The sequence below is a fragment of the Paraburkholderia steynii genome, from assembly GCF_900100565.1.
GTDB lineage: Bacteria > Pseudomonadota > Gammaproteobacteria > Burkholderiales > Burkholderiaceae > Paraburkholderia > Paraburkholderia terrae.
Window position 1 is genome coordinate 114,389 of the sequence record NZ_FNDI01000014.1, and the last position, 18,426, is coordinate 132,814.

The window sequence follows — 18,426 nt, forward strand, 5'->3', positions numbered from 1 at the left end:
GCGCTTGACTCAGGCGAGCCGGAACTGCGTAACGGAAGCGCGCAGGCGTGCAGCCTGATCGTCGAGAGATGCAGCCGCCGCCGCAGCCTGTTCGACCAGCGCGGCATTCTGTTGTGTGACTTCATCCATCTGCGAGACAGCACGGTTGACCTGCTCGATGCCCGTGCTCTGTTCGGTCGATGCCGCTGCGATCTCGCCCATGATGTCGCTCACGCGTGCAATCGATTGAAGGATTTCGCGCATCCGTTCGCCCGCGTCGGCAACCTGACCGGTGCCTTCGTCGACACGCACAAGCGATGCATGGATCAGCGCCTTGATGTCCTTCGCCGCCGATGCGCTGCGTTGCGCAAGCGAGCGCACTTCGCCCGCAACGACCGCGAAGCCACGGCCTTCCTCGCCGGCGCGCGCTGCTTCGACGGCTGCGTTCAACGCGAGAATGTTGGTTTGAAACGCGATGCCTTCGATCACGCCGATGATGTCGCCAATCTTGCGCGACTGTTCGACGATGCCCTGCATCGTGCCGACCACCTGATCGACCGCTTCGCCGCCGCTCTTGCTCGCCGCCGACGCCTGCACGGCAAGCTGGCTGGCCTGGCGCGCGTTGTCGGCGTTGTGCTGTACGGTCGTCGTCAGTTGCTCCATGCTCGCGGCCGTTTCCTGCAGCGATGCCGCCTGCTCCTCCGTTCGTTGCGACAGGTCGGTGTTGCCTTGTGAGATTTCGCTCGATCCCGTTGCGATGGATTCGCTGGTGAGCTGGATGTCGCGCACGAGTTCGCGCAATTTGAGTTTCATCTCGTGCAGCGCGAACATCAGGCTGCCGCGATCCGCCGATGCGAGATCGATCTCAGCTGCCAGATTGCCTGCCGCGATCTGCGCGGCGAACGCGGCGGCGTCCGCAGGCTCGCCGCCGAGCGTCTTGCGAATGCTCTTCGTCATGTACCACGCCATCAGGCACACCACCGCGAGAATCGCCGCTGAAATCGCGAGCAGGCGGGTGGCGGTGCGCCAGAAGGCAGCGTCGATGTCGTCGTAGAAAAAGCCGGTGCCGATCCACCATTCCCATTCGGGAACCGCGACGACGCCTTGCAGCTTCGCCTCGTACTTGCCGTTCTGCGAGCGCTGGATCAGCACGTCGACGAGTGCGTAGTGACTGTTCGACAAACCACGCCGGTAAGCGTCCAGATCCGTTTCGCCCGGCAACGCGCCTTTACCGACCATGCGCCTGCCGATCAGCTCGTCGACGGGATGCACGAGCATCAGGCCGTTTGGATTCATCACCCAGTAGTAGCTCTTCTTGTCGGCGTTGAGCGCATTCAATGTGCGTTTCGCAGCCGCCTGCGCTTCGTCGCGCGTCATCTTGCCGCTTGCTTCGAGCGCGCGGTATGACTGGATCATGTGTTCTGCTTTCGTCAGAAGATTGACCGCTTCGGCCTGGCGGTTGGCAATCAGCGCATTGCTCAGCGCATGCAGAGACACGGCGACGACACAGGCTATGCCCAGTAGTGCCACGGTGACCAGCACGATCAGTCGGGTGGAAATTCTCATTGGTTTGCGGTTGGAATGGTTAGGGCTCTGCAAGGTTTATCGGCTGGATGCCGGATAAATTGAGTGCAGGGCGAATTCGAATTCGCCATATCGCGCCCAGTTTTTCTTATCGCCCAGACGTACAAAGCGCGGCAGTTGCCGCGCTTTCGAATGGACGGTCGTTGGGAGTAATGTGGTGCGATGAAGATCGCTTTAATAGCGGACGTAATTGCTATAACGAGCGCACAAACGACAATTGGCAACCCGCTTGACGGGTCGCCAATCATCGCACTCAGTCACGCCGCCGATCAGAAGTGAATTTCTGCCATGAGCATCGGTGCGGATGTGATGGTGCCGACTGTTTCGCTGGTCGGCGTGCCGTACATGTGATGCCAATACTCATAGCCGACACCAGCGTAGACCGCGCGAGGATGACCGGCGAACGAGCCGAGATCTGCGAGCAGCGAGACGCGCGTGAGGAATTCGGTGGTTGTTTCGACGCCGAAGCCGTCCTTGCCTTTCGGCCCCGTCACACTGGCGAAGCCGCGGAAAATGAATGGAACGGGACCGGCCCTGAACGGAAACAGCCACGAACTTTCGATGTGCCACGCCGTATGAAAATGCACGTCCACGCCGGTAATGCCGTTGTGATTGCTCTCGGTTCGCGTACCTGCCGTCAGATTCAGGAAGCCGCGCGGCAAGGCGAATTCGATGGTCGGACCGAATACCAGCATGCGTGCGCGCTCCCCGTAAGCGTCGTTCTTCGCGCCGAACTCATAACCGCCGGTGAAACCCACGTCGCGGATGATGCCAATGCCCACGCGCCGTCCAAGAATCTTGCCTGCGCTCAGTTCGACGCGGCCGATGCTATACACCTCTTGCGCGCCACCTGACGACGGACCGCCCGCTTCAGGATTCGCAGCGTTGGAGACGAGGTAATCGACATTGAACGCGTAGCTGCCGAACCGGAAGCCGCCCGTTGTCGTGAGCGAGCCGATGTTCTGCACGATCTTGGCGCTCATGCCCGGATAGTGGAAGTCGTTGCCGTAGCGGTAGCCGATATATGTATCGTTCCATGACACAGGCGGCTCGCCGGGTTCCTCGCCCGACTTCAGACTCGGCGCAGTGAGAGGCGCAGCGGTGTTCGTTTGTGTCTGTGGCTTTTGCGGCGCATCCTGCGGCGCTGAAACAGCGGGCGCGGTGTAGACCTCCGCGTACGTGGGTTCGCTCAAGCAACAGAGCATTGCCGCGCCGAGAAGCGATGTGCGCAAAGCTACCGATATGTTTTTCATGTCTCCGTCCAATGTGCATTTGTTATCAACCCCGCTTTGTCCAGCTTGCTGGAGGACGAACAAGGAGCAAGATGCTCGGGGCGTAGTTGTGAGAAGCCGTCTGGACCATCAAGCGTGGCCGCTTTCGGGCTCCCGGTCCGGCCGCACCGCCGACGTGTGGTTGAACGAATCAACACGGAAAAGGGTGTCGCGGTGGGAAGAAATACTATTGAATGCCTCGACGTTTGCCTTTACACAAAAATCAGATTCGCTGGCATTTTTGTGTGGTGTGTTGAAGCGCAGTCGAGTGGTCGTCTCGAATCGTCGTCGATCGTTCGCTGATAAAAAATGCCAGTGAATCTGACTTTTGTGTAGGGACGCGCGAGCGGGCCACACCTATTCTTGCTCTCACAAGACAATGCGTCCGGCGGCTGGAGTCTTCTTCCGGTTGTCGGCGAGCGAAGTCAACAGGAGACGCTATTGCCAGGCAAGGTCGCCCCAATTGAGCAGTCGATGAGCATTCGCTCACACCTTGCACCTTCTCCCGCTTCCCTACGACCCGGACACACGCCACGCCGCGTATCCCCGTCGTCTCGCCGCGCAGCCGCGCACGCGACGCAATCAGCTCTACGAATTTAATCAACGGAACCACATGCATGGCTTCGTCGTGAGTTATGCATTCACGACGATCCGGCTGGTTCCAGAAAAAGCAGAGACTGTTCGGAGACGAAATGAAGAAGCTGATGGTTATCGCATCGGGCGTCGCGAGTGTATGCGCCGTCAACATTGCACACGCGCAATCGTCGGTCACGTTGTACGGCGTGATCGACAATGGCATCGAGTATCAGAATCCGGGTACGGGGTCTGTGACGCGTGCGGAATCGGGCGGACTGTTTGCGAGCCGATATGGATTGAAAGGCAGCGAGGATATCGGCGGTGGCCTGCACGTCAACTTTCAACTGGAGCAGGGCTTTTCAGGCGTGACAGGGGCGGCTTCGAATTCGGCCGCCGCCTTCAATCGACAGGCATGGGTCGGCATGTCGGGTAGCTTCGGCGAGATGCGTTTTGGGCTTCAAAACACGCCTCAATACATCTTCATGAACCCCGAACTCGACCCGCTCGCAGTGATGAGCGTCGCGTCGCCGATGAACAACTTCAACAGCCTGACGGTGCGCGTCAACAACGCGATCTCCTACTTCACGCCGACCGTCTACGGCCTGACTGCGCAGTTCATGGTCGCGATGCGCGATGCAACGACGAAGCCGACTAACGGATTGCAGTTCTATAACGCGGCTGTCCGTTACGTGAACGGACCGTTCCGCGCAGCGGCCGGCTATGAGCAGGCCGCCAACGCGGCGGGAACGTCGATACTGAAAATTTTCAACGCTGGTGCGTCTGTTGGAGTAGGCGCTGCGCGCTTCTATCTGGCGTACCACACAGAACGGCAAACCGACGACAGCACGAAGCGTGACGTCTACGAAGCATCGGGATCGTATCTGATCAGTCCCGCCGACACGGTGGCGCTGCTGTACGGTTATGCGCACGATAAAACGGGTCAAGGAAACAACGCGCAGCAAGTCGGTCTTGCTTACGAACACTTTCTTTCCAAGGTCACGACGCTTTACGCATCGGCCGGGTTCATCCAGAACCGGAACCAGGCGCACTTCACGCTGAACGGCACGGCGTACACGGGCGTGACGGTTGCGCCCGGCAACAATACGCGCGGTATCACGCTCGGAATGGTGCATACGTTCTGATATCTGGAAGCAGGCGGCGCGTGCGTTGGGGTAAATCGCAGGTCGCTGCACACGGTACGGTGTGCGAAGATGTGGAGCAACCTGGAGACGGTGAATTACGCAGGGACCCAGTCCTGTGATACTGAAATAGCGATGGCGGCTGACACACAGTCAGCCAGACCGTCAGAGAGACAAGATGACGTACAGTGCCATGGCAAAGGTTCAACCCAAGTGGAACGACAAGGCGAAGCACGCCACCGTTCCCAAGGTCCGTTTGTACGTTGAACGCCCTGAAGAAAAGAACTGGCTGGTGCATGTGGGACATGTGACGGACCGGGGACGCTGGCGAACAGAACCTCACGCGCATCCGGCCTACGGGCAGGTCATATTCGTTCGTAGCGGGCGCGGCGTCATGAACCTGGAAGGCAGCAGCGTGCCGTTCGGAGGTCCCTGCGCATTGCTGTTACCGACAGAATGCGTTCACGGCCTCGACTACGAAGTCGATGTAGACAGATGGGTCGTGACGATCGAGGTCGCCTATCTGACGCAAGTCAACGCGAAGCTCCACGAGTTCATCGAGTTGTGGGCGTCGCCGCGGATGATCCCGCTCGCGGATTCCGCCGACGCGGGAATGGCGTTCTACAGCCTGATGCAGCGCCTTAAGGATGAGGTTGAGTCCGACGCGGTCGGTCATGTGGTCGGTGCGGAAGCAATGCTGACCACGCTGCTGCTGATGTTGCTGCGTGAAGCGCGGCTCGACCAGACGGGCAGCGAGAGTGCAACACGCAACGATATCCGCCTCGTCGACCGGTTCCGCAAACTGATCGACCTGCATTACCGCGAGAACCTGCCGCTGCAAGACTATGCATCGAAGATGGCGGTGTCGCTGGTTCAGCTTCGCGCCGCCTGTGCTTCGGCCACCGAGCAAAGTCCCACCAAGATGATTCACGCGCGGATCATCACCGAGGCTAAGCGCGATCTCATCTTTGGGAACATGTCGGTGGAGCAGATTGCTTTCGGGCTTGGCTTCGCTGATGCCGCGTACTTTACGCGCTTCTTCCGCAGAGAAGTGGGGCAGGCACCGAGCCAGTTCCGCGCGGCGGCGCGACAGTAGTCGCAAACGTCTGCATTGCTATGTGCCGCAGTAATCGGATCGGAAAATACCAGCGAATCCGATTTTTGTGCAAGGACGTCCAATTGCATATCGACTACGCTTAGCCCATTTGTTCTCGAAGCTAACCGCTGATGACTCGGTCCCTCCAGAGAGACAGGCTAACGCGTTACGGATTCGTCGCTGCATTCATCGCGCTGACGTTGTTGACGGGATTGATCAGCGCATGCAAGAGCGCCGCGACGCGGCCGAGCGATGCGCAAACGGATCTCGTCTATGTGGGTACGCAAAATAGCGAGATTCGCGCGCTGCGCTTCGACACGTCAACCGGCAAGCTGAGTGCGATCGGCAGAGTAGCGCAGGGCCCGAAAGCGACGTGGGTCGCCGCGCATCCCCGACTTCCCGTGCTTTATGCCGTCGATGACGACAGCGCCAGAGAAGGCAACGTCACCGCTTATGCAGTACACCGGGCATCGGGCGCGCTAACGAAAATGAACGTGGTTCTCGCTGGCGGCAGTGGCACGACGAATCTCTGGCTCGACATGTCCGCGACGACCTTGCTTGCCGCGAATTTCGGTGGTGGTTCGGTGTCTAGCATTGCGGTCAATTCCGATGGGAGCCTGGGCTCGCGGGTGTCCACGATCAAGGAGACGGGCTCCGGGCCGAACCGACGACAGGCGAGCGCGCACGCGCACAGTGCCGTAGTCGATCCGTCGGGGCGATATGTACTCGTTCCCGATCTCGGCGCCGATCGCGTGTTCATCTATCGCTTTGACCTCGCGACGCATGCATTGATGACCGGCGACGACGCTGGTCTGCATCCGTTCGTCGTTCCGCCTGGCAGTGGCCCTCGTCATATCGCGTTTGGTCCGGATGGCACGCTCGCTTATCTGCTCACTGAGTTGTCGGCGGAAGTCATGGTGCTGCGCTGGGATGCGACGAACGCGCGCCTGACGCTCGTGCAATCGTTACCTGTCAGCAATGCCGCGTTTCAAGGCGTGAAGAGCGGGGCGGAAATTGCGATCAGCCAGGATGGCCGCTTTGTTTATGTCGAAAACCGCGGCGAAAACGAACTGGTCGTCTATCGCGTGAATCCTGAATCAGGCATGCTCTCGTTGATTCAGCGCGCGTCGTCGGGTGGCGACAAGCCGTGGGGTTTTGCCATTCATCCGTCGGGGAAGTGGCTGCTGGTCGCTAACCAGCGTAGCGGGAAAGTGAATGTGTTCAGCATCGACCGCACGACGGGCATGGTGTCGGACACGGGAGAGTCGGTCGATATGCCGACACCCGTTAGTGTTGCCTTCGTGGAGTGACGAACCAGAGTACGCGTCGCTACAACTCGAACGTGGTGCCCAGGGCGGGACTTGAACTCGCAACTCGAAACCTTCGAGTTGATGTCGCTATCCCGGGGTAATGGTCAAGCAAGGACTGTCCACACTTTCTCAGACGAGCACCCGCAAAGTTGGCGCGCCATGACAGCACCGCATCGCTCGCAGCGATAGTGCTCAATAGCTGTCACGCCTTCGCATTGGCCTATGCCTATCAACTTCATGCCTTCTGCGCGCGCAATGTCAGCAGGCCGCCCTTCGAGACTGGCGCAAACGGTACAGTCGTCCATAGTTTCTGCCTCCTGGTGGAAAACAGGCCGTCGACACTGGAGGAAAAGCAAGCCCGTTGGAGCGGGCCAAGGTGAGGAACCCGCGAGCAGACCAGGCGGGCACCTCGAGTATCACGCGACAATTTTCCACACGTAGTTTTTTTCATGTGATTTCTTGATTGGAAATCGCCAACGAATCAAATCGATGAGCGTGTGGGGTTCGGTTCGGACACAACTGCGAGACCGGCCAGGAATTCGTTCAGGCAACGCAAGCCCTTCGCCCGAGCATCGAGCCTATTCATCCGGATAGATTGCTGCCTGCCTCAGGAAATCGGGGCAGAGCGCGCTCGTGCAAGGCAGCAACCTATCGCCACCGCCGAGATAACCGCTGAAATTTGCTGCGACGCAGCGCGGAGACGGAAATTCCGGAGAAATGACTCGTTTGACGGCCGGTCACGCGACAATTCATACAGGGCGAGCCTTCTACAGGGATTGGTACTCCAGACCGGCTAAATATATGTTTGACTTCACGGAATTTATCATTAAGATAGGTTCATGAATTGCTGCAACGCAGCATGCGAATTGGGCAACATGCCCCTATTTTTGGAGTCAGCCATGACCACGCTCGTACCGGAACAAACGATTAGCGCCACCAAAGCAAGCGTCGACACAGTCTTCGGTCTTGCGAACAAAGCTCTCCACGGGTTCGAAATGCTGCTTGAACTCAATACACAGACGCTCAAAGCGACTCTGGCCGAGGTGCAGGAAGTCGCTGTCCAACCCGTCATTGGCAAGGGTCCGCAAGCAGCCTTCGCAGTTCAAACGAGCCAACTTCAGACTGGCGTTCAAAGGGCGCAGGGCTATTGGAAGCACGTAACCGAAATTGTCTCGAGCACTCAGGCTGAGTTCGAGGAGGCGGCCAAAGTGGTTTTCAAGCAACCTTCATTCGAACCCAAAGCCTGGTTCGACAACATGTCGAAAAATGCACTGCCGGGAGGCGACACGATTGTTGCCTTCTGGAAGTCGAGTTTCGGCGCCGCGAGCCAGGCCGCTGATGCAGCGTATGCGGCAGCCACAAGGACGACCAAAAAGGCCGTCGAAACCGCTGTCAGCCAGGGATAGCGCTAGCTCGGCCCTGCCGACTGAGCATATTTCGTATATTGGAGCGCCGGCGCAGGGGTGCTGCATGCTGGGTCGAAAGACGGGGTCTCGGTCGGAAGACGGGGACTCCCAGTGGGGCTGGGTTGTCGCTCGTGCGCTCAGTATCCGCAGCACGGCGTTTCCTTTGTCCGTAATCGCGAACATAGTTTGGCCTTGCCCGACTCGACGAGATGAACCAGCTCACTTTCCCGAAGCGAGATCACGTCTGGTGTCGCTGCAATCAAATCGACGGATGCATGAAGTAGCAGCAGGGGTGTAGCAATCTCATGCGCACTCAGGCGCAGCGTTTCTCTGGAAGCGCAGTCGTGTTCAATAGCCTTCATGGCGATCCCTCTGTTTTGCCGGAAACGCTTCGCTCGTCGCATTTCAATTGACTGCAAACATGTCGTCGTTGCGACGGCGTCCGGGCGTCAACCGCCAGTCTTTTTCAGTCATCCGGTAGTCCGGAAAGACGCCCATTGTGCTGCGCGGCAAGTTCGCATAGGGTTTATTCTTGCGGGGCGTGCTTTCTCGGCAAGCCTTGGCAAACGATGGGGACGCGATTGACGGTGGACCGCGACACTCCGTCGTCTGAAGACATTGAACGCACCTACGACGAGGCCGATGGCGTCTGCAAAACGCGGCCTATTTCAATTTTGGAAACAATCATGGCAACCGGTACTGTGAAGTGGTTTAACGATGCGAAGGGCTTTGGCTTCATTACGCCAGACGATGGCGGCGAAGACCTGTTTGCGCATTTTTCGGAAGTGAAGGCGGAGGGCTTCAAGTCTCTTCAGGAGGGGCAAAAGGTGAGCTTCGAGGTCAAGCAAGGACCGAAGGGCAAGCAGGCGGCCAACATTCAACCGCTCTGATACCTGAGAGCTTTTGCGGTCTCGCAAGGAATTGTCCGCCTAGGTGGACCGTTCTTCTTGCAACTATGTGCCGTTCGCGAATGCGGACGGGCCACGTGCTTTTGATTGCCCACGCCCGCATGTGATGACACGCTCACCGCCTGCTTGAGGGCAACACACTCCGCGGAGCCGGGCGCCAAGCAGGATTGTGCGAAATGTGAAATGTGTCATTGAAGGCAGCGAGAGCGCGACGTGGAGGGTGGGCGCGTCGGCGAGAGTCGTCAAGCGCCGGGCGGGCTTATCGTCTACGCCTGAACAGCCCGGTCCGCTGTCGCGACTGATATCCGAAATTTTCTCGTTTTGGCCGGCGTGAGCGTGGTTCGAGCGCCAGCTCGCGAGCTTCGGTTGCCTGAGGCGAGCTTTCCGACAAACCGCCGTTGTTCCACATCCAGAGTGGCAGAACGGTAACGACAGCCCAGTTACCGATGTCCTGCACAACGACAAAACAGCGGTCGTCCGCTTTGCTGTAGATGAGGCAGCAGCGGCGGTTGGGCGGAACCTCCCCAAGCAACACGCATCGACCTGCATCCAACAATTCTCGAATAGATGTTGCCGATAACGTAGACCGTTGACTCACCCGTTCCTTTGCGTGAAGTGCAACCCACGACCGTCGAGAACTGGACCGTCTTCTGGAGAAGTGAATCGTTGCCTCCTGCGCGTTAGTGGTTTTCTCACGCAAGTCTATGTCGCCTCCGGGCTCATTGCTACGCGACCAGCGAATCTCATGAGGGCTTGGCGGGCTTTATCATGTTGTCCGCCGGTAGCATGCCCGGCAAGGCATCGACAAAAAAATCAGCTTGCAATGCGGCCCCAGCCTGGATGTCGTATTGAGAGAAGTCCCGGACGCCAGCTGCCAATAGTACTTCGTCATCGAGAAAGAAATTTCCCGAGCACTCCCTGGATGGGCGTGTCAGGATAAAGTAGGCCGCGTCGGCAACTATCTCCGGTTTGCGGCACGTAGCAATCATTTCCGCGCCGCCAATCTCGTTTCGCACGGCCGCGGTCGCAATCGCGGTTCTTGGCCATAGCGAATTGACGGCGACGCCACGGTCCTTGAACTCGCCTGCTAGCGCCAGCGTGAACAGGCTCATCGTGTACTTCGCGATAGCGTATGCCGGGAAATCCTTGAACCACTTGGGGTCCGTGACCAGCGGAGGCGACAGCGTAAGGATGTGTGGATTCGGCGAATCGAGGAGGTGAGGCAGGCAGGCCTGAGCACACACAAACGTGCCTCTGCCGTTCACCCCATGCATCAGGTCGTACCGCTTGACGGGGGTATCCAGCGTTCCCGTCAGCCGGATGGCGCTGGCATTGTTCACCAGTATGTCGATGCCGCCGAACACGTCTACGGCCCTGGCAACCGCGGCCTTTACGCGTTCTTCATCGCGAATGTCGACGACAAGCGGTAGCGCCTTTCCGCCGGCAGCTTCCACGGCAGCGGCTGCCGTATGTATCGTGCCGTCTAGCCGTGGGTCCGGGTCGGCCGTCTTCGCTGCAATCACGACGTTCGCGCCGTCACGTGCCGCGCGGAGTGCAATGGCAAGTCCGATACCGCGACTGCCGCCTGACATGAATATCGTCTTGCCGGTAAGCGTCATGGTCGTCTCCAGGTGATATCCAGCAGCCTACGCTTCAGTAGCGGGTGGTTTTGACAACGTTGCTTTGAGCGAAGCAACCAGCGATGTCAAATGCGACGATTCACATAAGAGGGATTCGCGCCGTAAAACGGGTGCCTGCGTCGGCGGTGGAAACCACCTCGAGCGTGCCAGCGTGTGCTTCGACAATCTGCTTGCAGATGTAGAGACCGAGGCCTAATCCGCCGCCAGGTGCGCTTGTCGGAGGTCGCCAGTATGGCTCGAACACCTTCGCCAATAAATGCGGCTCAATAGGCTCTCCATCGTTGGTGACCGCGAGAACCAGATGAGTCTCGTCACTACTCGCTTCCACGACAACCGGCGCATCGGTCGATCCATGCGTGAGAGCGTTAGCTAGCAGGTTGGATAGCAACTGCTGGATGCGCCCAGTGTCGCAACGGACGGCTGCTCGAACATCAAGATGGCTGGTCACAATACGCGATTCATTTGCGGCGCGAAGCTCGTCGACGACCGCGCGCAGGTGTGCTGCGAGGTCTTCGTCAGGCGTGATGGCGACTCTCATCCCTGACCCGAGTCGAATTCGCGCGAAATCCATCACGTCGTCGATTAGCCGGCTCATCCGGAACACCGTCGCCTTAAGGCGCTTCCCCATGTTCGTCAGGTCTGGGTCAGCGTGACGACGGCTCAGTATTTCGGCGGTTGCATTCACGGCTGCGAGTGGGTTTCGCAGGTCATGGCCAAGCACGGCGATGAACTGCTCTCTCAGCGCGGCCGTTTCCCTTTCGCTCATCAGTTGTGCTTCCGTCGACCACTGGCGCTTTTCGCTTTCCAGTTGCATCGCAATCAGATTGGCGAAGACCTCAAACATCCGGACGATGCGTGGCTCCGAGACTTGCGCTGGCCGGGCGTCAATTGCACAGAGGTTTCCGAAATACTCACCGTTCGGCAAGATGATTGGAACGGAGATGTAGCTTTCCAGGCCGTAGATTGCAGGGGTGTGGTGACCTTGGTAGGTCGGATCTTCACTGAACTTGTCGATGATGATAGGCGCGCGTGCTGCGCGAGACTCAAAGCACAGCGTCGTCTGGAGTTCCAGTTGGCCGCCGGGCTTCAACCCGAAGCCGACGTTGTCCTGCACGGCGCAAGCGGTCCAACTGGTGTCAGTGACTCGCGCAACAGCCGCGAATCCCATTCCCGTCTCATCACAAATCATCCGCAGAATGGACGGTACGGCGGAAATCCGGGCTACCGCACCAAGGTCGCGGGCAAGCGACTCTTGCGAATCGAGTGAAACCGGTAAATTTGGCATCTATACCACCCCGTGGTTTGGTCCATTTTGCAACATTTCTTGCGCGGTCGGGCGCGAATACCCGGCGCATCTATAAACTGGGCCCGCATCTCGCAATCGATCACGCGTTGCGATTGCTCCACGGCTAAACGATCAGTCCTGTCCCTGAAAAACTATCATTTCAACATTTCTTGAAATATAGAAATGGAGCGGGTAAAGTAATCGACATGGACACGATCAATGCCGTACGCGCGCTCGGCGCGCTCGCTCACGAATCCCGCCTCGCCATCTTTCGCCAGCTCGTCATTGCCGGCCCTGAAGGTATGGCGGCGGGTGAAATCGCGCAGCAGTTGGGAATCTCGCCTTCCAGCCTGTCGTTTCACCTGAAAGACCTCACGCACGCTGAACTGGTGAGTTCGCGACAGGAGGGGCGCTACGTCATCTACACCGCCAACTTCGATGCGATGACCACGCTGATCGGCTTTCTCACTGAGAACTGCTGTGCCGGCGCCCCCTGCGCCGCCAGCGACCTTTCCAACTGCTGCGGAGACAAGCCATGAAACGCATGCACATCCACGTCGCGGTCGAGAACCTTGCGGACAGCGTCCGCTTCTACAGCGCGATGTTCGGCAACGTCGAGCCGACGGTTACGAAGAGCGACTATTGCAAGTGGGAGTTGATCGATCCGCCCGTGAATTTCGCGATCTCGCAACGCGGTGCGAAGCCGGGCGTCGACCACATCGGCATCCAGGTCGAAACCGATGAAGAACTTGCCGAGATGAACGCGCGCTTCGCCGCGGCCGCACTCCCTGTGCAACACCAGAGCGGCACCACGTGTTGCTATGCGAAGTCCGACAAGGCGTGGACCGTCGATCCGCAAGGCGTCGCGTGGGAAACCTTTCGAACGCTCGAATCGGCGCCCGTCTACGGGCAGTCCCATATCGAGGCACTACCAGTGAGCGGATCGACGGCAGCCTGCTGCGTTCCGTCCGAGACCGCTATTTCATTCCGGAGCCGCCAATGAGCGACAAACCTTATTCCGTGCTGATCCTCTGCACGGGCAACAGCGCGCGCAGCATCATGGCTGAAGCGCTGTTCAACGTGCTTGGCAAGGGCCGCTTTCGCGCATACAGCGCGGGCAGCCATCCATCCGGCGCGGTCAATCCGTTTGCGATCGAGCGATGCAACGCGCTGGGCTATGACACGGCACAGATGCGCAGCAAGAGTTGGGACGAATTCGCCAAACCCGACGCGCCGCAGATGGACTTCGTCATCACCGTGTGCGATCAGGCTGCTGGCGAGGTCTGTCCGATCTGGCCTGGCAAGCCCGTGACGGCGCATTGGGGATTTGAAGATCCCGCCGCCTTCCAGGGAACCGACGACGAGAAGCGCAAAGTCTTCGACAAGGTGTATCGACAGATCATGAACCGCGTGAGCCAATTCGTGAACCTGCCTTTGCACGTTCTCGATCACAACGCGATCCAGCGCGAAATGCGCGCGATCGGCGAGCGCCCGGCAGAAGAAGCCAATGAGCAGCACTGAGGCTCGCACAGCCGTGCGCCCGGCGATCGGTTTTTTCGAGCGCTACCTGACGCTATGGGTTGCGCTGTGCATCGTAGCCGGTGTGGTGTTCGGGCAGATACTTCCGCGCGTGTTTCAGGCGATCGGCCGTATGGAAGTGGCGCAAGTCAACGTGCCCGTCGGGGTGCTGATCTGGATCATGATCATCCCGATGCTCGTCAAGATCGACTTCGCGGCGATGAAGCAGGTCGGCAGCCAGTGGCGCGGCATCGGCGTGACGCTTGCGGTCAACTGGCTCGTCAAGCCTTTCTCGATGGCGCTGCTCGGTTGGCTGTTCATCCGTCACGTGTTCCGGCCGTGGCTACCCGTCGAGCAACTCGACAGCTATGTCGCGGGTCTGATCCTGCTGGCTGCCGCGCCCTGCACGGCGATGGTGTTCGTGTGGTCGCAACTGTGCAAGGGCGATCCGTATTTCACGTTGTCGCAGGTCGCGCTGAACGACTCGATCATGATCGTGGCGTTCGCTCCCCTCGTCGCGCTGCTGCTCGGCTTGTCTGCGATCACGGTGCCGTGGGATACGCTGATCGCGTCCGTCTGTCTGTACATCGTCATTCCCGTGATCCTCGCGCAACTGCTGCGGCGCCATCTGCTTGCGCGCGGCGAAGCGCATTTTCGCAGCGTCGTTGCGCGCCTTGGCCCGTGGTCGATCTGCGCATTGCTTGCGACGCTGGTCCTGCTGTTCGCGTTTCAAGGCCAGGCGATTGTCGCGCAGCCGCTGGTGATTGCGATGCTCGCCGTGCCGATCCTCGTTCAGGTGTTTCTGAACTCGGGGCTCGCCTATCTGCTCAATCGCCGGCTTGGCGTCGCACATTGCGTGGCTGGACCATCCAGTCTTATCGGCGCGAGCAACTTCTTCGAACTCGCAGTCGCGACGGCAATCAGCCTGTTCGGTTTTCACTCGGGCGCGGCGCTAGCGACAGTGGTCGGCGTATTGATCGAGGTGCCCGTGATGCTGCTGGTCGTCGGCATCGTGAACCGTTCGCAGGCCTGGTATGAATCAGGGCATCGGCAAGCCGCGCCCAGCCTTCGGAGAAACTGACCATGCTGAGCGATCTGCCGAATATCAGCGCTTCACATCTCGAAACACCGCAACTGGATGGGCTGACACCCGCGGCTGCATCGACGCATCCGCCGCGCATCCTGCTGCTGTATGGGTCGCTGCGGGCCACGTCGTACAGCCGGCTGCTTACGCTCGAAGCTGAGCGCATCCTCCGGCATTTCGGCGCGGACACACGCATATTCGATCCTCACGGCCTGCCGCTCGCCGATAGTGTCGCGGCAGACCATCCGAAGGTCATCGAACTGCGCAAACTGTCGGAGTGGTCCGAGGGACAGGTATGGTGCAGCCCCGAGCGTCACGGCAATCTGACGGCCGTGTTCAAGAACCAGATCGACTGGCTGCCGCTCGAAAGCGCGGGAATACGGCCGACGCAAGGCCGCACGCTCGCTGTCATGCAGGTATGTGGCGGCTCACAGTCTTTCAACGCGGTGAATGCGCTGCGCGTGCTCGGCCGCTGGATGCGGATGGTGACGATCCCCAACCAGTCGTCGGTTGCGAAGGCCTGGCAGGAGTTCGATTCCGACGGTCGGATGAAGCCCTCTGCCTACTACGACCGCGTGGTCGACGTGATGGAAGAGCTGTTCAAGTTCACGCTGCTTGTTCGGGATCGTTCGGACTATCTGACCGATCGCTATAGTGAACGGAAGGAGGCAGCGCCCGCGCCGGCAAGCACGCTTGCCAGCGCGGCGATGCGACACGAAACCAGTTCGAATGCCGACACCGACGACAGCGAAACGGAATGAGCGCAGCCACGTTCATGCGCGGATAGAGACGTGGGCGCCCTTTCAGTCAGTGACGATTTCACTCCGCGGTAGTCACCTCGTCCGCTTCGCGCGCGGCTTGCCTGACGCATCGTCTTCCTGCGGGTCTTCGCTTTCCAGCTGTCGCTTGTCGGATTGCTCGATTGGGGGCTCGACGGGCGCATCATCCGCGCCCTCTGCTTCGATCTGCCGGCGTGCCGTATCCCAGTACTCGTCGGCATGTTTCTTGGGATCGTCGTCCCGCTCCCAAAGTTGATACGCACGTTCGCGAATCCGTTCGTCGGTGCTGCGTTCGCCATCATATTCAGCCATGTCATTCTCCCGGGATCAATAGCGCCTTGGCATTGAGCATTCGCGATGCCTGAACCCGGAACGGCGTCGGCCATGTCATCCGATACTTTCGACGGCAGCATCGACCCGCTGGTCGCGCGGGCCGGGGAGCCCGAAATGCCTGGCGAGCGTATCGACGACGTTCTCCGCCATGCTCCGCCGCGTTTCACCCGTCGCCGAGCCGATATGCGGCGTCAACACCACTCTGCGATCGTGTATCAGCGCTTCGGGAACGACCGGTTCGTGCTCGAAAACATCGAGCGCCGCGCCCGCAATCCCGTCTTGCGCCAGCGCGGCAATCAGCGCCGCCTCGTCGACCACAGGCCCGCGCGAGATGTTCACGAGATACCCGCGAGGTCCAAGCGCATCGAGCACGGCTTTATCGACGAGATGATGTGTGGACGAAGAAAGCGGACACGTCAGAATCAGCATGTCGCAATCGAGCGCGAGGCGGACGACGTCGTCATAGTACGGAATTTCGACCGATTTCCGGCTCGGGCCGAAATACGCGAGGCTTGAGCCGAATGCCTGCAGACGCTTCGCGATTGCCGATCCAATCGTGCCGAGTCCGACAATCCCGACCTTCATGCGCGAGATCGAACGTCCAAGCGGATATTGTCCGTGCTCCGGCCACGTACCTGTACGGACGAAGGCATCCGCGTTGATGAAGTCGCGGGTAACGGCAAGCGCAAGACCGATGGCTGCATTCGCGACGTCTTCGGCCAGAATGTGCGACGTGTTTTCGATCGTGATGCCGCGCGACCTGGCTGCCTGCACGTCCAGATTATCGAGACCTGCGCTGTAGCTCGAAATGATCTCGACAGCAGGCACGGCATCAAGAAATGCTGCATCGATCTTCGTCTTGCGCAACGCAATGCCGCGCACTTCATGGCCATGCTTCGCCAGAAACGCAGTGGCGGCGTCGGGATCTTTCGGCAGATCGAGCACATTGAACAGCGCCCTGAGTTCCGCATTGGTCCACTCGGGCAATTCCGCCGCGTTGAGTATGGTTGGCTTCAGCGTGTCCGGTTGTTGCATAGCTTGGTTTCCATTAAATGCCGGGCGTGCTCATCTGCACGCGCTTGATATTGCCCATGAACAGCAGGTAGACGACAGCCGCGACGAGGCAGTGTGCGGCGACGAAGTAGAGCCCGACTGTATAGCCGCCCGTTGCCTGCACGATGTAGCCGAACGCGATCGGCGTGACGATGCCGCCGATGTTGCCCACGCAATTGAAGATCGCGCCCGCAAGGCCAACCGCTTCGCGCGGCGCCGTATCGCTGACGATGGCCCACGTGCCCGCGCCCGCGGCAGTGCCTTTGCCGAAGAACGCGAGCGTCATCAACAGCACGATCAGGACATTGCTCTCGGTGAAGGCGGACAGCACGAGGCAGCAGCCCACCAGCATGCCGACGATATACGGCGTCTTGCGCGCCCACGAAACGCTCCAGCCGTGGCGGATGAGCATGTCGGAGATCACGCCACCCGCAATGCCGCCGAGAAAGCCGGACACGGCGGGAATCATCGTAGCGAAGCCCGCTTCCATGACGTTCATGCCGCGTGCCTGCACGAGATAGATCGGGAACCACGTGATGAAGAAATAGCTCAGCGCGATGGTGCAATACTGGCCGATATACGAGCACCACAGCATCCGGTTGCCGAGCAGCGTCCGCATGAGCGCCCACGACACGGCAGGCCGAGCCTGCAGTTCATGCTTCGAGTCGATGTCGATCATCGCGCCGCCCGCAATGATGTGATCGAGTTCGCTCGACGACACACGCGGATGGTTGCGCGGTTCGTGCATGACGACGGCCCACAGGCCAGCCGCTGCAATGCCGATGAGTCCAAGCGCGATGAACGGCGAGGGCCAGCCGAACTTCGCCGTGAGCCAGCCCGCGAAAGGCGAGAAGATCGCCACCGCGAAGTAGGAAGCGGACGCGAACAGCGATGTCGCGAGCCCGCGCTCTTCCTTCGGGAACCACATGACCGCGACGCGGCCGTTCGCCGGGAAGCTCGGCGCCTCGATCAGGCCGAGCGCGAAGCGCAGTGCAAACAGCAGTGCAAGTGCAACGGAGACATCCGACGTGACGTTGCCGATGAAACCGACCAGCATGGTCGCGATCGACCACAAAATGAGCGTCGCGCCATACATCTTCTTGGTGCCGAGCCGGTCGAGCAGCAGGCCGCCTGGAATCTGGCCCACCACATACGCCCAGCTGAATGCCGACAGCACATAACCCAACTGCACGTGATTCAGGCCGAATTCCTTCGCGATGCCGGGCCCTGCAATCGACAGGATCGCGCGGTCCGCATAGGCGATCGTCGCCAGCAGCAGGATCGTTGCGAGGATCGAGTAGCGCGTGCGCGTCATGCGCTCTGATGCCGTCGATATATACTGGGTCGTTCGGTCTGAAGCCATCGATATCTCCTCCTTGGTGTACGCGTCGTGCGGATCTTTTTGTGTGTTTATGTTTTGCATTAAACCGGCGGCACCTATGACCGTCAACCTTGATTGAGTCAA

The 18,426-nt window shown here is 59.5% G+C and carries 18 protein-coding genes; 10 read left to right on the forward strand and 8 right to left on the reverse strand.

What is annotated here, in order from left to right; all coding sequences use genetic code 11:
• Positions 1–9: 9 nt before the first annotated feature.
• Together BLT65_RS24415 and BLT65_RS24420 are read right to left on the reverse strand one after the other, a co-directional pair.
• The gene (locus BLT65_RS24415; protein ID WP_091781959.1) at positions 10–1,545 is read right to left on the reverse strand and encodes a methyl-accepting chemotaxis protein; all 1,536 of its coding nucleotides are present in this window, start codon (positions 1,543–1,545) and stop codon (positions 10–12) included.
• Positions 1,546–1,832: 287 nt separating this feature from the next.
• Positions 1,833–2,756 (reverse strand): hypothetical protein, encoded by a 924-nt coding sequence (locus BLT65_RS24420; RefSeq protein WP_143036544.1) that lies wholly within the window; start codon positions 2,754–2,756, stop codon positions 1,833–1,835.
• A 770-nt stretch (positions 2,757–3,526) separates the two neighbouring features.
• On the opposite strand from BLT65_RS24420, the gene BLT65_RS24425 reads away from it, so the two are divergent.
• From BLT65_RS24425 to BLT65_RS24445, 4 genes are all read left to right on the forward strand, one after another.
• The gene (locus BLT65_RS24425) at positions 3,527–4,552 is read left to right on the forward strand and encodes a porin (protein WP_091781965.1); all 1,026 of its coding nucleotides are present in this window, start codon (positions 3,527–3,529) and stop codon (positions 4,550–4,552) included.
• 190 nt (positions 4,553–4,742) lie between these two features.
• On the forward strand, positions 4,743–5,645 hold the full coding sequence (locus tag BLT65_RS24430) for a helix-turn-helix domain-containing protein (RefSeq protein ID WP_244186582.1): 903 nt from the start codon (positions 4,743–4,745) through the stop codon (positions 5,643–5,645).
• A gap of 131 nt (positions 5,646–5,776) precedes the next feature.
• Complete coding sequence (locus BLT65_RS24435; protein ID WP_091781972.1) at positions 5,777–6,955, forward strand: lactonase family protein; 1,179 nt, start codon at positions 5,777–5,779, stop codon at positions 6,953–6,955.
• An 899-nt stretch (positions 6,956–7,854) separates the two neighbouring features.
• Positions 7,855–8,361, forward strand: coding sequence for a phasin family protein (locus BLT65_RS24445; RefSeq protein ID WP_091781977.1), 507 nt, complete (start codon positions 7,855–7,857; stop codon positions 8,359–8,361).
• Between the two features lie 137 nt (positions 8,362–8,498).
• Here BLT65_RS24445 and BLT65_RS24450 read toward each other — a convergent pair whose 3' ends face one another.
• Positions 8,499–8,723 carry a DUF1668 domain-containing protein gene (locus tag BLT65_RS24450; RefSeq protein ID WP_244186583.1) on the reverse strand — a complete coding sequence of 75 codons (225 nt, stop codon included), beginning with the start codon at positions 8,721–8,723 and terminating at the stop codon, positions 8,499–8,501.
• 324 nt (positions 8,724–9,047) lie between these two features.
• Here BLT65_RS24450 and BLT65_RS24455 point away from each other — a divergent pair, with 324 nt between their 5' ends.
• Positions 9,048–9,251 carry a cold-shock protein gene (locus tag BLT65_RS24455; RefSeq protein ID WP_042305669.1) on the forward strand — a complete coding sequence of 68 codons (204 nt, stop codon included), beginning with the start codon at positions 9,048–9,050 and terminating at the stop codon, positions 9,249–9,251.
• Positions 9,252–10,012: 761 nt separating this feature from the next.
• Here the strand turns inward: BLT65_RS24455 and BLT65_RS24460 are convergent.
• The gene (locus tag BLT65_RS24460) at positions 10,013–10,888 is read right to left on the reverse strand and encodes an SDR family oxidoreductase (protein WP_091781980.1); all 876 of its coding nucleotides are present in this window, start codon (positions 10,886–10,888) and stop codon (positions 10,013–10,015) included.
• A gap of 100 nt (positions 10,889–10,988) precedes the next feature.
• Positions 10,989–12,194 (reverse strand): GAF domain-containing sensor histidine kinase, encoded by a 1,206-nt coding sequence (locus tag BLT65_RS24465; protein ID WP_091781983.1) that lies wholly within the window; start codon positions 12,192–12,194, stop codon positions 10,989–10,991.
• Positions 12,195–12,400: 206 nt separating this feature from the next.
• Between BLT65_RS24465 and BLT65_RS24470 the strand changes: the two genes are divergently transcribed.
• Genes BLT65_RS24470 through arsH form a run of 5 tightly spaced genes read left to right on the forward strand, consistent with a single transcriptional unit; the run spans position 12,401 to position 15,557 of the window.
• Positions 12,401–12,733, forward strand: a complete 333-nt coding sequence (locus tag BLT65_RS24470; RefSeq protein ID WP_091781986.1) for an ArsR/SmtB family transcription factor — start codon at positions 12,401–12,403, stop codon at positions 12,731–12,733.
• Entirely contained in the window at positions 12,730–13,197 is a 468-nt protein-coding gene (locus tag BLT65_RS24475; RefSeq protein ID WP_091781989.1) for an ArsI/CadI family heavy metal resistance metalloenzyme, read from the forward strand. Before BLT65_RS24470 ends, BLT65_RS24475 begins: the two co-directional genes overlap by 4 nt.
• Positions 13,194–13,715: an arsenate reductase ArsC gene (locus BLT65_RS24480; RefSeq protein WP_091781993.1), complete on the forward strand. Its 522-nt coding sequence runs from the start codon at positions 13,194–13,196 to the stop codon at positions 13,713–13,715. Before BLT65_RS24475 ends, BLT65_RS24480 begins: the two co-directional genes overlap by 4 nt.
• Positions 13,702–14,793 carry an ACR3 family arsenite efflux transporter gene (gene arsB, locus BLT65_RS24485; RefSeq protein WP_091781996.1) on the forward strand — a complete coding sequence of 364 codons (1,092 nt, stop codon included), beginning with the start codon at positions 13,702–13,704 and terminating at the stop codon, positions 14,791–14,793. Before BLT65_RS24480 ends, arsB begins: the two co-directional genes overlap by 14 nt.
• Positions 14,794–14,795: 2 nt before the next feature.
• On the forward strand, positions 14,796–15,557 hold the full coding sequence (gene arsH, locus BLT65_RS24490) for an arsenical resistance protein ArsH (RefSeq protein WP_091781999.1): 762 nt from the start codon (positions 14,796–14,798) through the stop codon (positions 15,555–15,557).
• Between the two features lie 72 nt (positions 15,558–15,629).
• Here arsH and BLT65_RS24495 read toward each other — a convergent pair whose 3' ends face one another.
• The 3 genes from BLT65_RS24495 to BLT65_RS24505 form a co-directional block, all read right to left on the reverse strand.
• Complete coding sequence (locus BLT65_RS24495; RefSeq protein WP_091782002.1) at positions 15,630–15,887, reverse strand: DUF2934 domain-containing protein; 258 nt, start codon at positions 15,885–15,887, stop codon at positions 15,630–15,632.
• A gap of 75 nt (positions 15,888–15,962) precedes the next feature.
• Positions 15,963–16,943, reverse strand: a complete 981-nt coding sequence (locus BLT65_RS24500; protein ID WP_091782005.1) for a 2-hydroxyacid dehydrogenase — start codon at positions 16,941–16,943, stop codon at positions 15,963–15,965.
• A 13-nt stretch (positions 16,944–16,956) separates the two neighbouring features.
• Positions 16,957–18,324 (reverse strand): MFS transporter, encoded by a 1,368-nt coding sequence (locus tag BLT65_RS24505; protein ID WP_042305732.1) that lies wholly within the window; start codon positions 18,322–18,324, stop codon positions 16,957–16,959.
• Between the last annotated feature and the right edge of the window lie 102 nt (positions 18,325–18,426).

Coding starts and splice junctions, on each gene's coding strand:
- BLT65_RS24470 (WP_091781986.1), top strand. CDS start 12,401: ATGGACACGATCAATGCCGTACGCGCGCTCGGCGCGCTCGCTCACGAA.
- BLT65_RS24505 (WP_042305732.1), bottom strand. CDS start 18,324: ATGGCTTCAGACCGAACGACCCAGTATATATCGACGGCATCAGAGCGC.
- BLT65_RS24435 (WP_091781972.1), top strand. CDS start 5,777: ATGACTCGGTCCCTCCAGAGAGACAGGCTAACGCGTTACGGATTCGTC.
- BLT65_RS24415 (WP_091781959.1), bottom strand. CDS start 1,545: ATGAGAATTTCCACCCGACTGATCGTGCTGGTCACCGTGGCACTACTG.
- arsH (WP_091781999.1), top strand. CDS start 14,796: ATGCTGAGCGATCTGCCGAATATCAGCGCTTCACATCTCGAAACACCG.
- BLT65_RS24455 (WP_042305669.1), top strand. CDS start 9,048: ATGGCAACCGGTACTGTGAAGTGGTTTAACGATGCGAAGGGCTTTGGC.
- BLT65_RS24425 (WP_091781965.1), top strand. CDS start 3,527: ATGAAGAAGCTGATGGTTATCGCATCGGGCGTCGCGAGTGTATGCGCC.
- BLT65_RS24495 (WP_091782002.1), bottom strand. CDS start 15,887: ATGGCTGAATATGATGGCGAACGCAGCACCGACGAACGGATTCGCGAA.
- BLT65_RS24445 (WP_091781977.1), top strand. CDS start 7,855: ATGACCACGCTCGTACCGGAACAAACGATTAGCGCCACCAAAGCAAGC.
- BLT65_RS24480 (WP_091781993.1), top strand. CDS start 13,194: ATGAGCGACAAACCTTATTCCGTGCTGATCCTCTGCACGGGCAACAGC.
- BLT65_RS24500 (WP_091782005.1), bottom strand. CDS start 16,943: ATGCAACAACCGGACACGCTGAAGCCAACCATACTCAACGCGGCGGAA.
- BLT65_RS24430 (WP_244186582.1), top strand. CDS start 4,743: ATGGCAAAGGTTCAACCCAAGTGGAACGACAAGGCGAAGCACGCCACC.
- BLT65_RS24475 (WP_091781989.1), top strand. CDS start 12,730: ATGAAACGCATGCACATCCACGTCGCGGTCGAGAACCTTGCGGACAGC.
- arsB (WP_091781996.1), top strand. CDS start 13,702: ATGAGCAGCACTGAGGCTCGCACAGCCGTGCGCCCGGCGATCGGTTTT.
- BLT65_RS24465 (WP_091781983.1), bottom strand. CDS start 12,194: ATGCCAAATTTACCGGTTTCACTCGATTCGCAAGAGTCGCTTGCCCGC.
- BLT65_RS24450 (WP_244186583.1), bottom strand. CDS start 8,723: ATGAAGGCTATTGAACACGACTGCGCTTCCAGAGAAACGCTGCGCCTG.
- BLT65_RS24460 (WP_091781980.1), bottom strand. CDS start 10,888: ATGACGCTTACCGGCAAGACGATATTCATGTCAGGCGGCAGTCGCGGT.